The sequence below is a fragment of the Pseudomonas sp. FME51 genome (assembly GCF_014897305.1).
This window is the reverse complement of the sequence record NZ_JABUYN010000004.1, coordinates 1-16698: the sequence shown is the minus strand read 5'-3', so window position 1 is coordinate 16698 and position 16698 is coordinate 1. Positions and strand designations below refer to the sequence as shown.

Genomic DNA, 16698 nt, shown 5'->3' with positions numbered 1-16698 from the left:
TCCATTCCGTTGCCCTTTCCAGCCTTTACCCTTGTTCAAAGCCTTTACGTATAGACGGGAACGGGTCATCAGACGACAAAGAAACGGATACCGGTGCAGCCGCTTTTTCGGCAGTGCCAGGCGATGTGGCTCTGTCCCCGGAGGGGGCAGCGGCCAGGCCTGCGTCAAGAGCGTCGGCCTGCGCGCGGGCCAGTCCGCTCAGGAACTTCCGGTGGGCATCACTCAGCCGTTGCGGCAGTTCATGCCGCAGCCGGGCACGGGTATCGAGCAGGGTTTCCAGAGAACAAGCCACTTCGGTCATGCCGACGAAGGCGCGTTAGTATTCCCCGGCGATGTCCTTGTCGTTGCCGACCAGCACTTCATGGGTCGGGCGGTTGTGCCCGGCCAGATAGACCACGAAGCACTCGACCATCCCCTCGGTCAGGCCGCCGGCCTCGAACAACTGCCAGACGTCGAACAGATCCCGCGGATGCTGGCGATCCAGCGCCGCGACCAGCTTGCTGGCATAGAGCTCGTCCAGGGCAAGGGTCGGCACCTCGAATTCGACGCCGAACAGATCGCTGGTCCGGGCACTCAATGGGCTGCGTGCGATGGGCAGCACGGTGCCGCGAAACACCACATTGACCTCGACCTTCACCTGGCTGGTCTCATTCTCCGCGATCAGCTTGGTGTCCCCGAGATCCCGGCTGCGGATCAGGCGCGTCTGCACGCCGAGACGGTCGACGCGCTGCGCGATGGCGGCCAGCTCCTGGTTGATGGCCTGCAACGCTTGGTCTCGCGGGATCTGCCAAGAAAGGTAGACCACGTCGATATCCACCGACAGGCGCGGCATCTCCTGCACAAACATCGGATATTTGCCTTGACTCTCAAGCTGCCGTAGAATTCCAATTGGGAATTCTTACTTTTTGGGAGTGCGGATATGCAAGTCACTGAAAAAGGACAAGTTACGATCCCCAAGCGCCTACGTGACGCAGCGGGCTTCCTCCCAGGCAGCCAGGTCGCCTTCTCGTTGGAGGGCGGAAAGATCATCATTAGAAAAACCGGCATGGGAACAGACGACCGACGCAAGTCGCTGCGGGCCGCTGCCGCCAAAGTGCGAAAAAGTCTGGATGAGCCATTCAGACAGATGGACAGCGAGGAGATCATGGCTTTCCTGCGTCCGGACGATGATGATCGTGCATGACCTGTCCAAGTATGACGGCTCGGCGGGTTTTCTGGTCGACACCAACATCTGGATCGATTGTATGGACGCCGACAGCCCGTGGTACAACTGGTCCGTGGATCAGCTTCAGATCTGTAGCGAGCAAGCGCCCCTGCACGTCAATCTGGTGATCTACACGGAACTGCTGATCCCAGGGCCGGACATTGATGCACTGGATGCGATGCTTGATGTCTACGATACATTGCGTAGCCCACTGCCGTGGAGGTGCGCAGGATTGGCGGCTCAGGCCTATCTGAGCTATCGTCGTGGTGGAGGTACACGGCTCGTGCCGCTGCCGGATTTTTACATCGGCGCTCATGCGGCTGTTGCAAACTTGAGTGTACTCAGCCGGGATGTGAAGCCGTATCGCAACTACTTTCCACGACTGTGCTGTATCGGCCCCAACGAGAGAATCTGAAGATCTTTTGACGCATCGGAGTAACCATCAACAGTTAAACAGGTGAGACCATGAACACGATAACTCCCCACAACGGTGCAGAGCGTTTCGGCCGCTGGCTCGGTAGGCGCTGGAGTGGCTTTGTGCGTAGTGAGCGACGGCTCGCCGCATGGCTCGTAAACCTAGGGGTTTCGAAGACGGTAGCCAACACTCTTCTATGGGTGCCGAAGCTGGTCTTCCTCGCAGCGCTCCTGTATGTGGCGTTCTGGCTCACGATTCTGTTGGTAGCTGCTGTGATCGTTTCATGGGCTGCTCACGAGAGACGGACACCTGATGACGAAGATTCCGCAGAATGGAGAATAGGCTTTTCAGGTTATGGGCTTTACCGCGGCGAAACGCGCGTGGATGCTGGACTCTCAGACGATGAAGTCTAAACCACTTTATTGACAGCTTTACTTCCTGCCGCTTTGGCTCCGTCAGTCGATGTGGCCATCATCTGCGCCATATTGCCGGCACGTACGCCAGCCCAGGCAAGAGCAGCAACCCAGAAAGTGGGCAGCACGATGAACATCGTTGCCATCACAAAATTTAAAATCATATCGCCGAAAGCATTGTTCAGTCCCATGGATACACTGAAGTTGATGTGTGGACGGTTCCACCCCCAACCCGCTCCGTAAAGAGCGTCCAGAATCGTGCTGTCAATCCAGCGCGCCAACTGGAGCCAGAAATCAACGAAGAACAAGCCAAACTGCACGACGCTGACCGTCACTAAAGTCTTGAGATCGTAAGTGCCGATCACCAGCACCAGGGGAATGCAGATCACAAGCGCCATTTTCAATAGCGAAAGCACCATCGGCAGCGCCTGACGAACTGCGTCCATTGCGGGGAAAAATGCCAGGGAACCCACACTCATTCCTATATCGCCAGCAGCGCGCGTCACGATGTTCGGCAGCGTCTTCTCGACCTGTCCACCGTAGTCGCTGTAGACCGAGCCAATGTTCAGCTTCTGTTGGCGTGGGGCTGCGATGGAACGAATCACAGAGTCATCCACCTCGGCTCGGGACAAGAATCCTGCCCAACCCGCTATACGACTCAACAGGCCTGGGTCAACCTGCCCCAGCAAACGAGCTCGCAGGCCATGCCCTGAATCCATCCACCATTGACGGCAGCTCGGGTATCCCCCACCGCTCGCCACCTGTGCCAAACCTGCATCGCGGTTGTTGTCGTAGGGCCAGTCCACGCGAGGCGTTCTGGACCGATAGGTATCATAGAAACCGGCTGTGTTGACGAAGTAGTTGGAACCAATCCAGGTGATGTCATGCATCTGCTCATCCGACAGATCAGGCCGCCCCATGAACAGCTTTGCTCTGGCCGACCCGTAGCAATCATGGGTGAAGTCTGCCACTTCCTGCGCAAGCACAGGATCATCGATGCGCGTCGCGTCGACGTCCATGCGCATTTGCCTCAAATCCGTACCACATGGAATAGCTGCCACAGACGCTCCCGTCACTGCACGCGAAAGTGAGTGCATAAAGGCCCACCAAACCGGCACCCGCGCACTCTGGTTGTTGAGCGTACTGAAGGACTGCGACCAGCCCGTATCCGTGGGCTGAGGCACGCTGACATGACATTGAGCAGAGCGTGAGTTATCGTACCGGATCGTGGATAGATCAATGTCGATGAACGGGATGCCAGCAAAGAGCACCACCACAATGGCGACCCAAACTCGGTTCTCAATCCGGGCTGCAGACAAGATGCCTTTATTTCCTTCATCCGCGCCCTCGGCACGTGCCTTGAGCCACTCCCCGATGATGATTGCAATGAACGGGATCGCAAAAACCCCGCTGGAGACAAGTACACTCCAAATCCCGTTATGCACGATCCAGCCTACCAGTGTCAGGTAGTACTCAAGATAGTCGGTTGTGTAAAGGGTCATCGTTCAGACCTCGCTACCCCGCCTGCATCAGCAGGCTCGCTTCCAGCACCACAAGGGCCACGACGCTGGCAATTTCGGCGCGCATTAATTGGCGGCGGGCACCTGCATCGCTTTCTCGCGCAAGCTGCCGCCGACGCAACCATAGCCAGCCGTACGCGGTAGCTGCGTAAAGACATAGTCGCCAGGCCAGAAAGAGGCTTGATTGCGCCGCCATCCAATCATTCCAGCCGCTCACACTCCCATGGAAATAGATGCCGAGCACATTGGCCAAGATGGCCAGGATGATCACGAACATCATCCATAGTGCCGTCCGAACCGTGCGCCGGTTGAAAAGCCACCGCAGCCAAGTCAAAGTCATGGCGTGCCTCGCGGCGTCGGCTGCTGCAGTTGGTTGAGCCGGTCAGGTACGGGATCGCCCTCGTAAATGCCGCGCGAGCCAGCTGCACGAGCGCCATGGCGCTGGATAATGGCCATGGGCGAGTTGTTGGCAAGCTCACGTCGCAATTCGAGTTCCGTCTTGAGGTTGCGGATCTCGCGATCCAGCGTATCGCTTTCCTGATTTACTGCTTCGACCGCCATTTGGTTGGCGGCGACGTTCGGCTCCTTCTTCCCGGTGAGCAGCGTGCGCTGCAGCAGCAGTGCTTTCTCCAACACGGATGCGAGCGCAACTTCGGACGCCAGTCGCCGGGCCAGGATATCCTGGTCAGGTTCATCCCGAAGGGCCTCGATCACGCCGCGCGTGATGGGCAGTGAGGTGCTGCCGGCTTCGCTAAGGTTATCGAAGGAGGTGTTGCGCGTCCCGGAGATCAGCTCTTGCAGCGTCTGAAGTTTGGTGTCGTATTCTTCCTGGATCAGCGGGGTCAAACCCACGCCTGGGACGGTTTCAGTCTTGGTGCAGGATTCGCATGTGCGCTGCTCCTGTTCGCCCAGCACCCGCGTGGCCCACTCAACCGCAGCTTGGGGCGATGACCATGTCTGGCAGGAAAGGCTTCCGCAACTGGCCTGGGCGATGGCACTGGTGTCAGACACGCTACGCCCATTGACCAAGTTGTATCCGGCGCGTGTCACATCGCCTACCACATTGATGGGCGCCTGGCCGACGCCTCCGGCATTGCCGCCCCCCACCCAGGGCACACCATCGTTGCCACGGCGGGTTTCTGCTTGTTCGACTGCTGAAACGGCATCGGTGCTTCCCACGGCATCGCGCAGCGCCAGGCCTTCGGCGAGCTGGTTCCAACCCATCTGCCCACCAGCCATGTCGGCCATTCTCTCGGCCATCGCACGGCACTGGAGCTTGGAGCGGTCAAAGTCCAGACGTGCCTGGAGCACGCCGTTGGTCAGCAGGTTGTACAAGCCAGGATCGGCCCGTTGGATGATCAGTGCGGGCAGAGACGCCACCGCACTCGTCGCGCTCTGGATCACGGAAGACATGATGTTCTGGAATCCGCTCGTCAATCCATTAAGTTGGTTCTGGATGGTTGTCGAGATCGACATGTCACCGCAAATCAGGTTGCTGTTCCAGCCCACGCCCACGCCGAGCGAACGCATACCGGCCGCACCGCTCATCGAGACAGCGTTGCCGCCGCCGATCGAGTACATGACTTCATCACCAATGACGCTGCCGCTATTCTGGAAACCTCCACTTTGGGCCTGCACGCTGTTGCCCGACAAAACCAGCGCGCTGGCAAACACAGTGACAAGGCAAAGATGGCGGGCCGAATGGGCGAAAGAGATGCTGGAGGAATGATTCATGCGGGGCCTCAGAACTCAACACTGCCCAAGAAAGTCTGCCCACGTCGTTGGCAGCAGCTATACGGGCGCCACAGCGCCCAGGCGTAATCGCCCTGTTGTGCCTGCGGCAGCGATCCGGGATGGGGAAACACGGTGCAGGTGTTTGAAAGGTGTGGCGTCAGTTGCTGCCACTTGCCCGTGCTGGCATCGCTTTCAATCAACGCACCGGCCGGCCAGTAGCCGTCGCGTGCGTTGGCCAGCAGAGGTTGGTACACATGCAGTTGGCTGCGGCGGGTGACGATGTCACCGGCACGCTGGGCGACGACAGCTGCCGCTTTGTAATCGTCGCTCTGATGCAGAAATCCACCACGTGGGTATACGTTGCCCCAAAGGTTGAGGCCAGATCGCGTGCCAATTTCACGCATACCCGGGATCAGCGCCTCGGGATATACGGACTCGGGTACGTTGTGGCGCCAGCCAACTGTATCGAGGGTACTGAGCAAATACGGCACGAACGCCGTACTGGCGCCCTCGCAGCTATAGCCGAAGCTGGCGGCGAATTGATTGAAGGCGTAGCCGCCAGGATGACCGATCACATCGCCATTCTTGAATTTGGCGAGATTGTTTTCATTGCCGTGGTTGGTGGTGCCCTCGCCGCCCGCCTGCGCAGTGGGGTTGGGTAGACTCATTGCGCGCACCTCCAACCACGGGTTCTCGCCCGTATTCGAATAGCTCGACACCACCGCGTCGGGCACGTAGTGCTTGACCTTGATCGATGTACGTACTCGACACCCGGACCAGGAGCAATACAGCCAGTAGCAAATGCCGACAACCCTGTACTCAAGGCAATCAGGCGAAAGGGCGGACGCCACGATGGTGCCGGTGTTGAGGGCAAAGGTCGACGAACCGATGCTCAGCAATACGGAGGCGGCCGCAAGCCGAATACGCCGCGAAATCATGGCTGCCCCTCGCGGTGCCGTTTAATGCGAGCCAGCGCCTGATCAAGGTCGCTTTCCCCGTACACGACGTATCGCTGATCAACGACCACGGCAGGAATGCTTGTTATGCCCAAGCTCCAGGCATCGGTCACGCCCTGGTAAGCCTCTCGCAGGCGCTGTTGCAGTGCGTGTCCACCTTTTTTCAAGCGATCTTCAACGATCACCGCCGCTTGCTGCGGGTTGAGGGGTAGTTGTGATGACAGTTCTCTCTCGATGGCCAGCGGAGCATCAAGCATGATTACGCGGTGCGCTGCGTCGGAGCCGATCATCACGTGATGAGCATCCGTCACGACCCAGATGGCAGATGTGTGGGCTACGTTCGTAAAAAGCAGTAGAGACAGAAGGGCCAGAATCCGGCCGAGATGGGCCTGCATGCTTTTCGAGTCCCGGAGAGTGAAAGACACTCGTAGTCAACCCGATTACATGGGCGCCCTCCACGGACAATGCGCACTGCAACTTTCCCTATTGTGAGTAGGAAGGCAATGTGCTGGTTGATCGGCGTATGGGGAGCCTTGAGGATCGAGCGGCTTCGGCTGTTCTGATGCAGTTTCTGGGAGAGTGTATCTGCCGAGGAAAGTCCCCACCGAAGGCATCGCTTTCGGTGGGGTTGTACCAGCGGTCTGACATGTAGATCAGATCAGCCCATGCTCGGCGAACGAGTACGGTTCGCCTTCGCCAATGATGAAGTGATCCAGCATCCGGATATCGAGTTGGCCCAGCAGATCCTTCAGCTGCTGGGTGAGGTGCCTGTCCGCAGTACTCGGATCGCTAATACCTGACGGATGGTTATGAGCCAGCACTACAGCCGCGGCCTGATGATCCAGGGCGCGCTTGAGTACGACGCGGGGATAGACAGTAGCCGAATCAATTGTTCCGCGGAATAGAAGTTCGTAAGCAAGAACACGGTGTTGGGTATCAAGGAAGATCACCGAGAAGACTTCGTTAGGTTCCGGCACCAGCTTAATGCGCAGGAAATCACGCACGTCATGTGGTCGCTGTAGTTTTGGACCTCGCTGAAACATGCGACCCTCAAGAATCATTAAGGCTCGCTGAATGATCCAGTCGTCATTTGGTACGGGAACAGGGCGCAGTAGGACGTTGTTGCTTATCGTGGTGAGAGATGTGGGCATGTGAACCTCCAATGAATAATAGGAGGTACTCGCCCCTTGGGAGACGAGGCCTCCCAGGGACATTGATGACGGGCATCCACCATCGCTGATGCGGATGGTCGTTCGCTCGGGGGATGCGTGGCGAACTGGGGCAGTCAGCGCGGTAGGAACCGGGCCATAGCCTCTATGACTGCTGGCTATCTGGGCATGTCGCCGACGACGTCGGCAGGCATTTTGGGTATGGGTGTGGCGGTTGGATCGTCAGCGGCCAGCATGTCTATAGCCGACAGCAAGGCGTCGCCCTCGATCGGTCCCTGTAGCAGGATCGTGTTACCAGTTTCGCGATCCTGCAGCCGCAGCGATGGCGTGGCGGTCACACCACTGTTCATGGCCTCTTCGACCTGGGTACGGATCACCGCATCGGATCGCCCACTTGACAGGCACTGTTCGATGGCCGGCATGAGGTCGGGATAGCGTGAACCTTCGGGCAAACCTTGCCCGTCTCCGCGCGTGTGAGCATAGACCCAACCCACGGCCTGCCAGAAGGCGGCATGCCCGCTGGCTTCACCCGCGCATTCCGCGAGGCGCGCTTCGGCGGAAGCCGCTGGTTCATGCGCAGCCAGCGGCAAGTGGTGCCATTGCAAGGCCACGTCATCGTTGTCGCCGATCCAGCGCTTGAGCTGCGGGAAGTAGGAGCGGCAGAATGGACATTCGAGATTCGCGTAGAAGGTCAGCGTGAAGCGGCCCTCGGGGTTGCCCAACTGCCAAGGCGGCCCGGCCACCTGGGTGGCGCCTACCGGCACATCAGCCTCTGACATGAATGTCTCAGGCGATCTGACCGTTAACCAGGTCAGTAGCAGCGCGATTAGCGCCAGAACCAGGGCACAGCGCAAACGATGCCAGCGACGTGGACGGCGGCGAAAGGCTTGAAGCTGAATCGGAATGGAAGGATGCCTTAGCGTCATCGCTGTCTCCAACGATCACTCGGTGGCTCAATGCCGCGCGCTTGGTCGATTCTCTCGGCCACCTTGAAGGCTGCTTCCAGCTCGCTGATGCCGAACTGCTGCATGAGCTGGTATCGCTCAGCTTTCTCTTCGGGTTCGGTCTGGGCCAGTGCGAGATACAAGCTCGGTGGTACAGCCCTGAACAGCACCTCCATGCTCTTCGAGAGAATGACGCCCTCGCTGAACTTCCCCGATTCCTTCCTGGCCGAGAGCATCAGTGCCTTCTGCGCTGGCGATAGCTCGCGGAATCGTGCGATTTTTTCAACTTCATCAGGCGGCATCGACAGGCACAACCACCACTCGATCATATTCAGCATCGGCTCCGCCGCCTTGGGCAGGTCGTCGATATTTTGCGTCGCCAGCCAGTACCAGGCGCCTAGCTTCCGCCACATCTTGGTGATCTTCACCACGTACGGCGACAGCAAGGGATTGCGCGTGATGATGTGGCCTTCATCGGTCACGTTAAGGATTGGCCGACCGAGAAACTGGTCGCGTTCCGCAATGTTGTTGACGGTATTGATCAGGGAGATGTACGCGATCGAGAGCTGGGCGTTGTAGCCCTCCCTGGCATAGGTGGCGAGATCGACCACCGTGATGTCGGCTTCTGGCCAGGGCGTGCCGGGACGGTCGAACATTTCGCCGTCCGAACCTTGCGTGAAGATGTCCATAGCGTCAGCCATCTCCAATAACCGCGTGCGCCGGGTTTCGGGCAGGGTCGAGTCGCGGCCGCGCTCGCGCAGCGCGTCGCGCACGTCGCGCGTGAGCACATCCCGGTCTTGCGCGACGCTGTGGCGGGCGGCGTCCAGGATGCACTGGCGAATCAAGGAGCGGTCGGCCCGCGTCATGCGGGATTCCTCTTTATCTTCGCCGCCCGTGATCATCAGGCGCGCAGTGATCTCCAGCTCGCCAAGCACGTCGCGCTGCTCGTCCGCATCGACGGCGGCCGGGTCGGTAGGCTGTTCTTCATCCAGCGCATCGGCATCCAGCGTCTGCACATCGCTAGGGGCTTCAATCAACCGGCGTGCATCGGCGAACGGCGCGAGGCTCACGCCTGAACCGGGCGCGAGCTTGACCCGGTTCACAGACAGGCCCAATCGTGCGGCGAAATCGGCCAGCAAGCCAAAGGAATTACCGGCCTCCACGATGAACATGCGCGGGCGATAGATTGCGGCAACCTGGTTGAGGATGTTGTTGAGCGTGGCCGACTTGCCCGAGCCGGTGGGGCCAAACAAAAACAAATGGGCATTCATTTGCCTATCCAATCTGCTGAACGGATCGAACGTCAATACTCCGCCACCGCGATTGAACAGTGTGATGCCGGGCCTGCCCGTACCCTGGCTGCGTCCCCATGCCGGTGACAGATTGGCGGCATGCTGGGCAAACATTAGTTGCGTGTACCATTGCTTGCGATCCGTGCCGGGGTTGTAGACGCAAGGCAGCCAGCGCAGATAGCTGTTGAGCGGCGCGACTTCATCTTCTTCGCGGACTGGCTGCAGCCCGGCGTTGAGCATCACATTGGCCAGGTGCAAGCCGCGTCGATCCAGATCGGCTTCGTCATGGCCGCGCAAATAGAAGGCCAGCGTGCCGCGATACAACTTGTGCGCACTGCCTATCAGCGAGCGCGCCTCCTGCACATCCTTGAGCGCCTGCTCGGACGCCAAGGTTTCACCGACCGACTTTTTCGCCAGTTGGTTGAGGTGCGCTTCCAGCGTGTCCTGCGGCGTGGCAACCAGTGTCAGGCACATGACGGTGTCTTCCGGTAGCTGGTCAAACAGGGTATTGATTGCGTCGCCCTTGCGCGTCTCTCCCGTAAGGTGGCCCACGGCGGGCGGGGTGCGCAGGCGGTCGGTGACGATGACCCGATGTGGCAGGTCGTCGAAGTACCACAGGCCTTGGCCGACATTCGAGCGTGGCTGGCCGAAGAACAACCGCTGCGAAAAGTCCTTGCCACTGGCGAGTTCGATCTCGTCGGGCTCCGGCGTTTCTGGATAAGCTGTCAGCCGGTAGAAGCGCTCGCGATCCTCGGCTGATGGTCCCAGTAAGGCGGGGTGCGGGTTGAACCAACGTAGCAGCCAGTCATGGATCTGTGTCGCATCCAGCCGGTGCGTTTGGATACCCGCGTTGGACAGGCCGCCAATCAGGCGGTCGCACACGACGTTCAGCGCCTGCTCCGGCGTCTGCCCACGGCGGCCGACCTGTCCGGCAGCACGGCGGAAGACCACCATCCGCACACGTCGGCTTTGGCCGCGCCACGGCAGCCGTGTGACAACCGTATCTTCGAACAGGCCGCCGGATTTGGCGACGGCGCGCAGGTGGTGGGCGAACGAATTCAGGTAGAACTCGGTATAGCGCGAGCCCTGGGCGCGCGGCTGGATATAGTTGCGCAGCGTGTCCAGATACTGGTCGAAATTGGCCTCGTCCTGCGCGTAGAGCTGCAGCACCCACGGGTTCGCATCGAGTTCGTCGAAACTATCCTGTAGGGCGTTTTCCAACGCATCGCGTGCCTGGGCCAGCCAGGTGGCTTCGCGGCCTTCGGTGCCCAGCGGCGTCAGTTCGAAAAACGCCGCGACCGACACCCCATCCTCCAGCAGCATGCACTGCGATTCCGGCAGGTACTCGACCCAGGGCAACAGCTCAACGAAAGAGAGCGGCGTGTCATACAGAGCCTGCTCATCGGACACCGTGGCAGGACGGCCATGGCTGAGCGCTGCGCCGGGTTCGGGGATCCCAGCCTCGCGCAGCGCGCGCACATGGCGTGTCCAGCCATCCTGCGAATTCTGTTCGGAAGACGCAGCATCGGTAAGCGCGTGTCGGCGCCAGGGCAGCGACCAGGCCATCAGTAGTCCTCCGTGCGTTCGCCCGGCATAGCGTACTGGACGCGTTGATACAAGGGGAAGACGGTTGAATATCCTGGCACCGGGATAGGATCGGTACCAGCCAGATGCGGGAACACATACATGACCAGATCCGGATTCGGGAGCCTTGGGAACTGGTGAAGGATCTCGTTCGCGGCCGTGCGCGTGTAGCGCATCTGCTCGACAGTTGCCGACTGGATATCGATATTGGTCAGGGGGCGTCGCAGACTCTGGCGCGCATCAAGCAACTGGCGGCGGGCGACTTGGCCGCTGCCGCCGTCGCCCGCCTGCTGTTGCCAGATGTCTTGCATCGTGCGGCCACCGTGCGGCATTAGCTCTTCCTTGCTGGTGGCGCAGCCGGCCAGTGCCACCACGACCGCCGCCAGCAGCAGCGGTTTAATCCAGTTCGAGTGCATGGGCTTCTCCTGCGCGATGGTCGACGCGGCGGCCTTCGGGGTCGTAGTCAATTTCAAGGGGTTTTTCGAGGTGAACGGCGACCTGTGCGCCCGGCTGGACATAGACCGCCGCAAAGGCTTGTCCATAGAGCCGGTTCACCCACTGCGACATGTCCTGCACGCCGCCGGCGAGAATACGTCCGACCGCCTCGTTGGTGCTGATGCCGACCGTGCCGACCGAGCCGTCGGAGCCGACATAGGACATCTGGCCGCTGTCGGAATCGATCAGCGAAGCGACGCCCGCGCCCGCCGCGGTGATCAAGGCCTGGGTACCGAGATACTGCTGTGCATTGCTGCGACGTTCGCCGCTGACGCAGGGAATGCCATACGGGTCGCTGATCCAGCCCAGACCATCCTGCTGGTTGTTCTGCTGGCTGCTGCTGCGCTCGCTGTCTTCGGGAATCGTGCGCACAGTCCCGTCATGGAACACGAACGTGATGCTGCGTACTTGTCCCCTGACGCATGACAAGGCCCAGTCGCCGCTGGCGGTGCCGCTAAACACCGCGCCGGCCACATCCGGAATGTCGATGCCGTTCGCGGTCAGGTTGTCCGGCCCGACGAGAACTTTGAACGGGAATGGGTCGTTGACGGTGCCATCGATCGGGACCCGACCGATCAGTGCCGTCATCGCAATCGATCCCATCAGGGTGGAGTTCGTCGGTACGGTGTAGACCGCCTGGGTCGTCTTGACACCGGCAGCCCTGGCGCCGGCATCGGCCACGTGGCCGACGGTGGTCTCCAGCGTCTTCTGCGCCGGCCCGAAGCTGGTCGGGAAGCTCAGGCTTGTACCCGCGCCGCCGCGCCCGTCGGTCTGCCTGGCATCATCCGGCTCCACCCAGCGGATGCCGCCCTCGCCAGCGAAACCATCACCGTCACCTTCGCGCAGGCCCAGCCCGACTGGCAGATCGGCATGGCCGCCGATGTTTTCCAGCCGGCGTTGCAGATCATGCAACAGGCCTTCGGTCTGCCGCCGTTCGCCGACCAGCTGCTCCTGGTCGCGGCGCAATGCGGCACGTTCGGCCTCCAGTGCCGTGCCGATGCGCTGATCGATCGCGCTTTCGCGCTGGCGCAGACGCTGGTTCTCCTCGCGCTGAGTGCGGTTGTCAGCCGTGGCCGTCTGCAACTCGGTGCGCAACTGCCGCACCTGCGCCACCAGGGTGGCGACGGTATCGCGAGGCGTATCGCCTTCGATGCCGAGCGCCTGCATCTCCTCGGCGGTGAGCTGCGGGTCGACATCGACTGTGGAGTGCGGCTGATCGCCACCGCCGGAGAACAGCCGGATGCCGAAGAACAGCACCAACAAGGCGACCGGAAGTACCAGCCATTTGAGCAAGCCATTACTGCGCATCGCCGGACTCCTTGTCGTCGTGACCGGGGACGGCTTGCGGCAGCAGTGCAGCCGGGTCGAATCGATGGATAGCCGGCAGCAGCGATTGAGGCAGCCCGCGACCACGCGTGACCAGATACACCACCGTGGTGTCCTCCGGCGTGCCGCGCGGGCCGAGCGTCGGATGCTGGAAGGTAGCCGTGAGGAAGTCCCCCTGTAGCGTGCGCGGATCGAGATCGATCCAGCCGCTGCCGGTATGGGTCAGCCGAACTGCTGTCACCCACTGGTCCTCCAGCCGCCATGCCGCCAACGCCCCGGCCCGCACAGGCAGGGTCGGTAGCAAGGTATCGAGCGGCAGGTCGCGGCGCAGATTCACACGCATGACACCCGGCACGGGTTCCACGGTGCGCAGCGGCGCGTACAGGTTCTGGGCCGCGTAGCGGGTCAGAACCACCGCTACCGGGGTCTCGCGTCGGGGCGGCCGTTTCCGATCCGTGGAAGACACGGCCGCCCCGGACTCCTGTGCTTGACCGTAGCGCTGCGGCGTGGCGCTGCCCTCGACGATGCGTACCGGTTCCAGCGGTGGCTCTCCGTCCTTGGCCGGCTCGGCAGCGATATCCAGCAGGATCAGCACGCCGCTGTCAGCATCCTGCAACTGCAATCGCGTGGGTTCGATGGGTTCGCTGGCGCGCAGATAGACCGCGCCGCTGGCACTCTGCACGCGCAGCCGGTCGCCCACGCTGGCCGGCACGCCAACGCGCACGTTGCGATCAACGAACACGATGCGCTCCTCACCGACTTGCAGCGGCACAGCCAGAGGCAGGCGCTCCCAGCGCAGGATTTCAACGGCATTGGCCATGGGCACGAACGCGCAGGCCAGCAGGCCCAGCCAGAAGAGAAAGCGGGTCTTCATGGGGATTCTCCTTGCTGGCCCAGGCCGCTGCGGGTGGGTGGTTCCGGTTCGAGCGTGGCGATGCGCTGAGGCGCACCGTCGTAGCAGTCGAGAACCAGGCCGAAGGGGTTTCGCGCCGGATCGACGTCCGCTCGCACGACTTTGATCGGGTAGCGCACTAACGCGCGTTTGACCTGTTCCGGCCCGTGGTACTCGTCCGCGCTGAGATCGAGCGTCACTACCCAGTTGCGATCGGAAACCGTGCGCACGCGCGCAGTCGGGTTGTCGCCGTAGCCGCGCCCGGGGATCTCATACACGCCACGCACTCGCTGGCGCAGCTCTCCCGTAGAACGGCGGTAGTCATAGTCGGCCTGCAGGAAGGCACGGCAGGCGGGGGTAAAGTACGGCGAGAGCGCATGCCGGTTGCGCGCGTAGTCCTCTTCACCATTGGTGGGCCAGCGGTGCAGTTGCTGCCATACATAGAAAGTGAATGAATAGACACTTTCCGGCGGCACGTCCCACCAGGGCCGGGTGCTGCCCGAGCGCAGATCGGGCGGAACGTGAATGGTCAGGTCGCGGGGCGCGCTCCACCAGCCGCCGCCCATCGCCAGTGCGATCAGCAGCAACGCAACAGCGGCAAGGCGGAGGGTCTTGATGTGCGCCTGCAGGTGCGCGACTTCGTTACGAAAGCGGCTCATCGCGCTGTCCTCCGGTTCGACCAGCGGCCCGAGCGCGTGATCAGCGCATGCCCGCCGACCCAGCCGGCCACCAACGGATAGTGGGTCGCGATGCGCCATTGCAATTGGCGGTACAACCAGGTGTCGGGTCGGCCGCGTTTCTGACGACGCAGGATGCCGCCGCCGATGAAGACGCCGAAGGCGACACCCAGCACGATGAAGGTGGGCGCGAGCGCGATGGTCGAGAACAGCCAGGACAGGGGTGCGCCGACCAGCAATCCGGCTGCGCCGGACGAGCCGCAGCAGAACCACAGCTCGTCCGCCGTCAGGCCGCGTACCACCACGGGGTGCCGGTTGAGCCGGTGCGGAAGGAACATCACGGTGCCATCCGCACGGATGTGCTGATGCTCGGACATTAGCGCGACCTCAGAGAATCCCGGTCGCTTCGGTGAGCAGCCAGATACCGATGACCAACAGCACCGCGCCGATGGCAACCGTGAGTCCAAACTGCCCCCATGTTTTCCTGCCCGTGTGGATCTCCGCGTAGGTACCGTAGGCGTGGTAGCACACGCCAATGAACATTGAGGCAACGACCAATAGCGCAACCAACATCACGATGTCAAAGCCATAGTTGCGAATGGTCTCCATGATCCCGCCGCCGGTGCCGCGCGAGGGATTCTCCATGGTGGGCAAACCTTGCGCGAACGACAGCGCGGGTAGCGTGGCGAAGCTCAGTGCGAGCGAGTGCTGGACGAGACGGATACGGGGGAGAGGAGCGACTTTCATGGTCTGACCCTTGTGGTTATGAGAGGAGGAAAAACGTCAGCACCAGGTACATCGCGAGAAAACGCACGACGACGCCCAGGAACTGACGCTGGTTGAGCTGGTTTTCCGACCACCCGACATAAGCGGTGCGGATGGCCCAGGCTCCCCACAACAGCAGCACCGCGAACACGAGGCCGACGATCACCGTCGCCATCGCGGCGGGCGCGATGCTGCTGTTGGCCTGGAAGGCGCTGATCTGTGCGGGGGTCATGGCTGACCCTCCGGCGCTGAGGGCGCGTCGGACGCGGACTCGTTGCGGTAATTGCCGCTCAGTACGGAGGGGTCGCGCGGCTGGGCGCGAGATGGCGCGAGGTGGAACTGGATGCCGGCGCGCACATGTGCGAGGTCATCAAGTAGCCGTGAGTAGTCAAAATGGAAGCGCTCGCCCGCTCTGATCGGGGTGTTCGCTGCGCTCTGCGCGACGAAAAGTTCCAGCGCGTCGAGTTGGCGCACGGCCGCGGCCAGCTCTTGGTGTTGCGCCGCGGTACCTGCATAGGCCGCCAGTGGCAGACTCGCGGTAAGAGCTATCAGCAGCAGAACGGCCACGCCGCACATCGCGGCGTGGCGGGGAAACGAAAAGACCATCGCGCCATTCCTCGGTTCGATCAGCAATGGTGTGATCGTGGCGAAGCAGGCGCGCCGGAGCCGCAAACAATGAGAACTTAGTAAGAACCGTATTGCTCAGGCCCAGTGGACGGGCCATGATGAAAATGTTCGATCAGTCGATGCGCTTACCGCGAGATTGCATTTGTTAATCTGATGAAATTACATGTTTCAAAGGAGGGCCAGTTGAGTCTATATCATTACTGTTCCGCGCAAATTTTTGTCGAGATCATATCGAGAAGGCAGATCTGGCTTTCTTCGATGAAGCTCTCTAACGACACGATGGAAGGAAGGCTTGTCCGAGTCTTGAGCGAACAAATATTCGCAATGGATGCTGTCAACCTACAAAAGGCTGATCAGTTCAGGTCGTATATCGAAGTGTTTGATGAACATTTCGATGGATTTGGCTTCTGTTTCTCAGAGGCTGGGGATTTGCTGAGCCAATGGCGCGGGTACGCGGATAACGGAGCTGGATTTTCCATAGGCTTTTCTCCTCGGTACTTGAAGCACTTGGTTTTGGAGAGTTATCAAAACAAGGACTACTTCGACCTGAAGCAGGTCATTTATGACGAAGATGCTCAACTGAAAATGCTTGACGAGGCGATGGGGGAACTAAGGACGCACAGCAACTCCTGAATCGCACCGGGTTTCGTGGAGGCCTCAACTCTTGAGAGAATGAGGCATGAAG

The 16698-nt window shown here is 60.8% G+C and carries 20 protein-coding genes and 1 pseudogene; 4 read left to right on the top strand and 17 right to left on the bottom strand.

The genetic code is table 11. From position 1 onward, the window contains the following. Nucleotides 1–172: 172 nt before the first annotated feature. Nucleotides 173–847: pseudogene (locus tag INT39_RS08430) on the bottom strand (nucleotidyl transferase AbiEii/AbiGii toxin family protein); the annotation flags it as partial. Nucleotides 848–919: 72 nt separating this feature from the next. Here INT39_RS08430 and INT39_RS08425 point away from each other — a divergent pair. Genes INT39_RS08425 through INT39_RS08415 form a run of 3 tightly spaced genes read left to right on the top strand, consistent with a single transcriptional unit; the run spans nt 920 to nt 2032 of the window. Further along, nucleotides 920–1183: an AbrB/MazE/SpoVT family DNA-binding domain-containing protein gene (locus INT39_RS08425; RefSeq protein WP_193073478.1), complete on the top strand. Its 264-nt coding sequence runs from the start codon at nt 920–922 to the stop codon at nt 1181–1183. Then, the gene (locus tag INT39_RS08420) at nt 1167–1619 is read left to right on the top strand and encodes a type II toxin-antitoxin system VapC family toxin (protein WP_226944629.1); all 453 of its coding nucleotides are present in this window, start codon (nt 1167–1169) and stop codon (nt 1617–1619) included. The genes INT39_RS08425 and INT39_RS08420 overlap by 17 nt, the downstream gene beginning before the upstream one ends. Nucleotides 1620–1669: 50 nt before the next feature. Then, a complete protein-coding gene (locus tag INT39_RS08415) occupies nt 1670–2032 on the top strand; it encodes a DUF3742 family protein (protein ID WP_193073477.1) in 363 nt (120 codons plus the stop codon). Here the strand turns inward: INT39_RS08415 and INT39_RS08410 are convergent. The 16 genes from INT39_RS08410 to INT39_RS08335 form a co-directional block, all read right to left on the bottom strand. Then, nucleotides 2029–3534 (bottom strand): conjugal transfer protein TraG N-terminal domain-containing protein, encoded by a 1506-nt coding sequence (locus INT39_RS08410; RefSeq protein ID WP_193073476.1) that lies wholly within the window; start codon nt 3532–3534, stop codon nt 2029–2031. The genes INT39_RS08415 and INT39_RS08410 overlap by 4 nt on opposite strands. Nucleotides 3535–3547: 13 nt before the next feature. Further along, on the bottom strand, nt 3548–3892 hold the full coding sequence (locus INT39_RS08405) for a hypothetical protein (protein WP_193073475.1): 345 nt from the start codon (nt 3890–3892) through the stop codon (nt 3548–3550). Beyond that, the gene (locus tag INT39_RS08400; RefSeq protein WP_226944628.1) at nt 3889–5286 is read right to left on the bottom strand and encodes an integrating conjugative element protein; all 1398 of its coding nucleotides are present in this window, start codon (nt 5284–5286) and stop codon (nt 3889–3891) included. Before INT39_RS08400 ends, INT39_RS08405 begins: the two co-directional genes overlap by 4 nt. Nucleotides 5287–5294: 8 nt before the next feature. Beyond that, on the bottom strand, nt 5295–6224 hold the full coding sequence (locus INT39_RS08395) for a TIGR03756 family integrating conjugative element protein (RefSeq protein ID WP_193073474.1): 930 nt from the start codon (nt 6222–6224) through the stop codon (nt 5295–5297). Continuing rightward, nucleotides 6221–6637, bottom strand: a complete 417-nt coding sequence (locus INT39_RS08390; RefSeq protein ID WP_193073765.1) for a TIGR03757 family integrating conjugative element protein — start codon at nt 6635–6637, stop codon at nt 6221–6223. Before INT39_RS08390 ends, INT39_RS08395 begins: the two co-directional genes overlap by 4 nt. A gap of 258 nt (nt 6638–6895) precedes the next feature. Next, nucleotides 6896–7393 carry a JAB domain-containing protein gene (locus tag INT39_RS08385; RefSeq protein ID WP_193073473.1) on the bottom strand — a complete coding sequence of 166 codons (498 nt, stop codon included), beginning with the start codon at nt 7391–7393 and terminating at the stop codon, nt 6896–6898. 176 nt (nt 7394–7569) lie between these two features. After that, nucleotides 7570–8337: a DsbA family protein gene (locus INT39_RS08380; RefSeq protein ID WP_193073472.1), complete on the bottom strand. Its 768-nt coding sequence runs from the start codon at nt 8335–8337 to the stop codon at nt 7570–7572. Further along, a complete protein-coding gene (locus tag INT39_RS08375; protein WP_193073471.1) occupies nt 8334–11213 on the bottom strand; it encodes a conjugative transfer ATPase in 2880 nt (959 codons plus the stop codon). The genes INT39_RS08380 and INT39_RS08375 overlap by 4 nt, the downstream gene beginning before the upstream one ends. Next, entirely contained in the window at nt 11213–11647 is a 435-nt protein-coding gene (locus INT39_RS08370) for a TIGR03751 family conjugal transfer lipoprotein (RefSeq protein ID WP_193073470.1), read from the bottom strand. The genes INT39_RS08375 and INT39_RS08370 overlap by 1 nt, the downstream gene beginning before the upstream one ends. Continuing rightward, entirely contained in the window at nt 11628–13034 is a 1407-nt protein-coding gene (locus INT39_RS08365; protein WP_193073469.1) for a TIGR03752 family integrating conjugative element protein, read from the bottom strand. Before INT39_RS08365 ends, INT39_RS08370 begins: the two co-directional genes overlap by 20 nt. Further along, nucleotides 13024–13926 (bottom strand): TIGR03749 family integrating conjugative element protein, encoded by a 903-nt coding sequence (locus INT39_RS08360; RefSeq protein WP_193073468.1) that lies wholly within the window; start codon nt 13924–13926, stop codon nt 13024–13026. The genes INT39_RS08365 and INT39_RS08360 overlap by 11 nt, the downstream gene beginning before the upstream one ends. Next, nucleotides 13923–14603 (bottom strand): PFL_4703 family integrating conjugative element protein, encoded by a 681-nt coding sequence (locus INT39_RS08355; protein ID WP_193073467.1) that lies wholly within the window; start codon nt 14601–14603, stop codon nt 13923–13925. The genes INT39_RS08360 and INT39_RS08355 overlap by 4 nt, the downstream gene beginning before the upstream one ends. Next, a complete protein-coding gene (locus INT39_RS08350; protein WP_193073466.1) occupies nt 14600–14998 on the bottom strand; it encodes a TIGR03750 family conjugal transfer protein in 399 nt (132 codons plus the stop codon). The genes INT39_RS08355 and INT39_RS08350 overlap by 4 nt, the downstream gene beginning before the upstream one ends. A 10-nt stretch (nt 14999–15008) precedes the next feature. Further along, nucleotides 15009–15368, bottom strand: coding sequence for a TIGR03745 family integrating conjugative element membrane protein (locus INT39_RS08345; protein ID WP_193073465.1), 360 nt, complete (start codon nt 15366–15368; stop codon nt 15009–15011). Between the two features lie 16 nt (nt 15369–15384). Beyond that, nucleotides 15385–15618, bottom strand: a complete 234-nt coding sequence (locus INT39_RS08340) for a TIGR03758 family integrating conjugative element protein (protein WP_193073464.1) — start codon at nt 15616–15618, stop codon at nt 15385–15387. Next, nucleotides 15615–15992, bottom strand: coding sequence for an RAQPRD family integrative conjugative element protein (locus tag INT39_RS08335; RefSeq protein ID WP_193073764.1), 378 nt, complete (start codon nt 15990–15992; stop codon nt 15615–15617). Before INT39_RS08335 ends, INT39_RS08340 begins: the two co-directional genes overlap by 4 nt. Nucleotides 15993–16196: 204 nt before the next feature. Between INT39_RS08335 and INT39_RS08330 the strand changes: the two genes are divergently transcribed. Continuing rightward, a complete protein-coding gene (locus INT39_RS08330) occupies nt 16197–16646 on the top strand; it encodes a DUF2971 domain-containing protein (protein ID WP_193073463.1) in 450 nt (149 codons plus the stop codon). Nucleotides 16647–16698 lie beyond the last annotated feature (52 nt).

What these genes read in the sequence shown, in the direction of transcription:
- INT39_RS08390 (WP_193073765.1), bottom strand. Translation starts at nt 6,637, where the DNA reads ATGCAGGCCCATCTCGGCCGGATTCTGGCCCTTCTGTCTCTACTGCTT.
- INT39_RS08420 (WP_226944629.1), top strand. Translation starts at nt 1,167, where the DNA reads ATGATGATCGTGCATGACCTGTCCAAGTATGACGGCTCGGCGGGTTTT.
- INT39_RS08415 (WP_193073477.1), top strand. Translation starts at nt 1,670, where the DNA reads ATGAACACGATAACTCCCCACAACGGTGCAGAGCGTTTCGGCCGCTGG.
- INT39_RS08370 (WP_193073470.1), bottom strand. Translation starts at nt 11,647, where the DNA reads ATGCACTCGAACTGGATTAAACCGCTGCTGCTGGCGGCGGTCGTGGTG.
- INT39_RS08375 (WP_193073471.1), bottom strand. Translation starts at nt 11,213, where the DNA reads ATGGCCTGGTCGCTGCCCTGGCGCCGACACGCGCTTACCGATGCTGCG.
- INT39_RS08340 (WP_193073464.1), bottom strand. Translation starts at nt 15,618, where the DNA reads ATGACCCCCGCACAGATCAGCGCCTTCCAGGCCAACAGCAGCATCGCG.
- INT39_RS08385 (WP_193073473.1), bottom strand. Translation starts at nt 7,393, where the DNA reads ATGCCCACATCTCTCACCACGATAAGCAACAACGTCCTACTGCGCCCT.
- INT39_RS08405 (WP_193073475.1), bottom strand. Translation starts at nt 3,892, where the DNA reads ATGACTTTGACTTGGCTGCGGTGGCTTTTCAACCGGCGCACGGTTCGG.
- INT39_RS08410 (WP_193073476.1), bottom strand. Translation starts at nt 3,534, where the DNA reads ATGACCCTTTACACAACCGACTATCTTGAGTACTACCTGACACTGGTA.
- INT39_RS08335 (WP_193073764.1), bottom strand. Translation starts at nt 15,992, where the DNA reads ATGGTCTTTTCGTTTCCCCGCCACGCCGCGATGTGCGGCGTGGCCGTT.
- INT39_RS08425 (WP_193073478.1), top strand. Translation starts at nt 920, where the DNA reads ATGCAAGTCACTGAAAAAGGACAAGTTACGATCCCCAAGCGCCTACGT.
- INT39_RS08400 (WP_226944628.1), bottom strand. Translation starts at nt 5,286, where the DNA reads ATGAATCATTCCTCCAGCATCTCTTTCGCCCATTCGGCCCGCCATCTT.
- INT39_RS08355 (WP_193073467.1), bottom strand. Translation starts at nt 14,603, where the DNA reads ATGAGCCGCTTTCGTAACGAAGTCGCGCACCTGCAGGCGCACATCAAG.
- INT39_RS08365 (WP_193073469.1), bottom strand. Translation starts at nt 13,034, where the DNA reads ATGCGCAGTAATGGCTTGCTCAAATGGCTGGTACTTCCGGTCGCCTTG.
- INT39_RS08380 (WP_193073472.1), bottom strand. Translation starts at nt 8,337, where the DNA reads ATGACGCTAAGGCATCCTTCCATTCCGATTCAGCTTCAAGCCTTTCGC.
- INT39_RS08345 (WP_193073465.1), bottom strand. Translation starts at nt 15,368, where the DNA reads ATGAAAGTCGCTCCTCTCCCCCGTATCCGTCTCGTCCAGCACTCGCTC.
- INT39_RS08360 (WP_193073468.1), bottom strand. Translation starts at nt 13,926, where the DNA reads ATGAAGACCCGCTTTCTCTTCTGGCTGGGCCTGCTGGCCTGCGCGTTC.
- INT39_RS08350 (WP_193073466.1), bottom strand. Translation starts at nt 14,998, where the DNA reads ATGTCCGAGCATCAGCACATCCGTGCGGATGGCACCGTGATGTTCCTT.
- INT39_RS08395 (WP_193073474.1), bottom strand. Translation starts at nt 6,224, where the DNA reads ATGATTTCGCGGCGTATTCGGCTTGCGGCCGCCTCCGTATTGCTGAGC.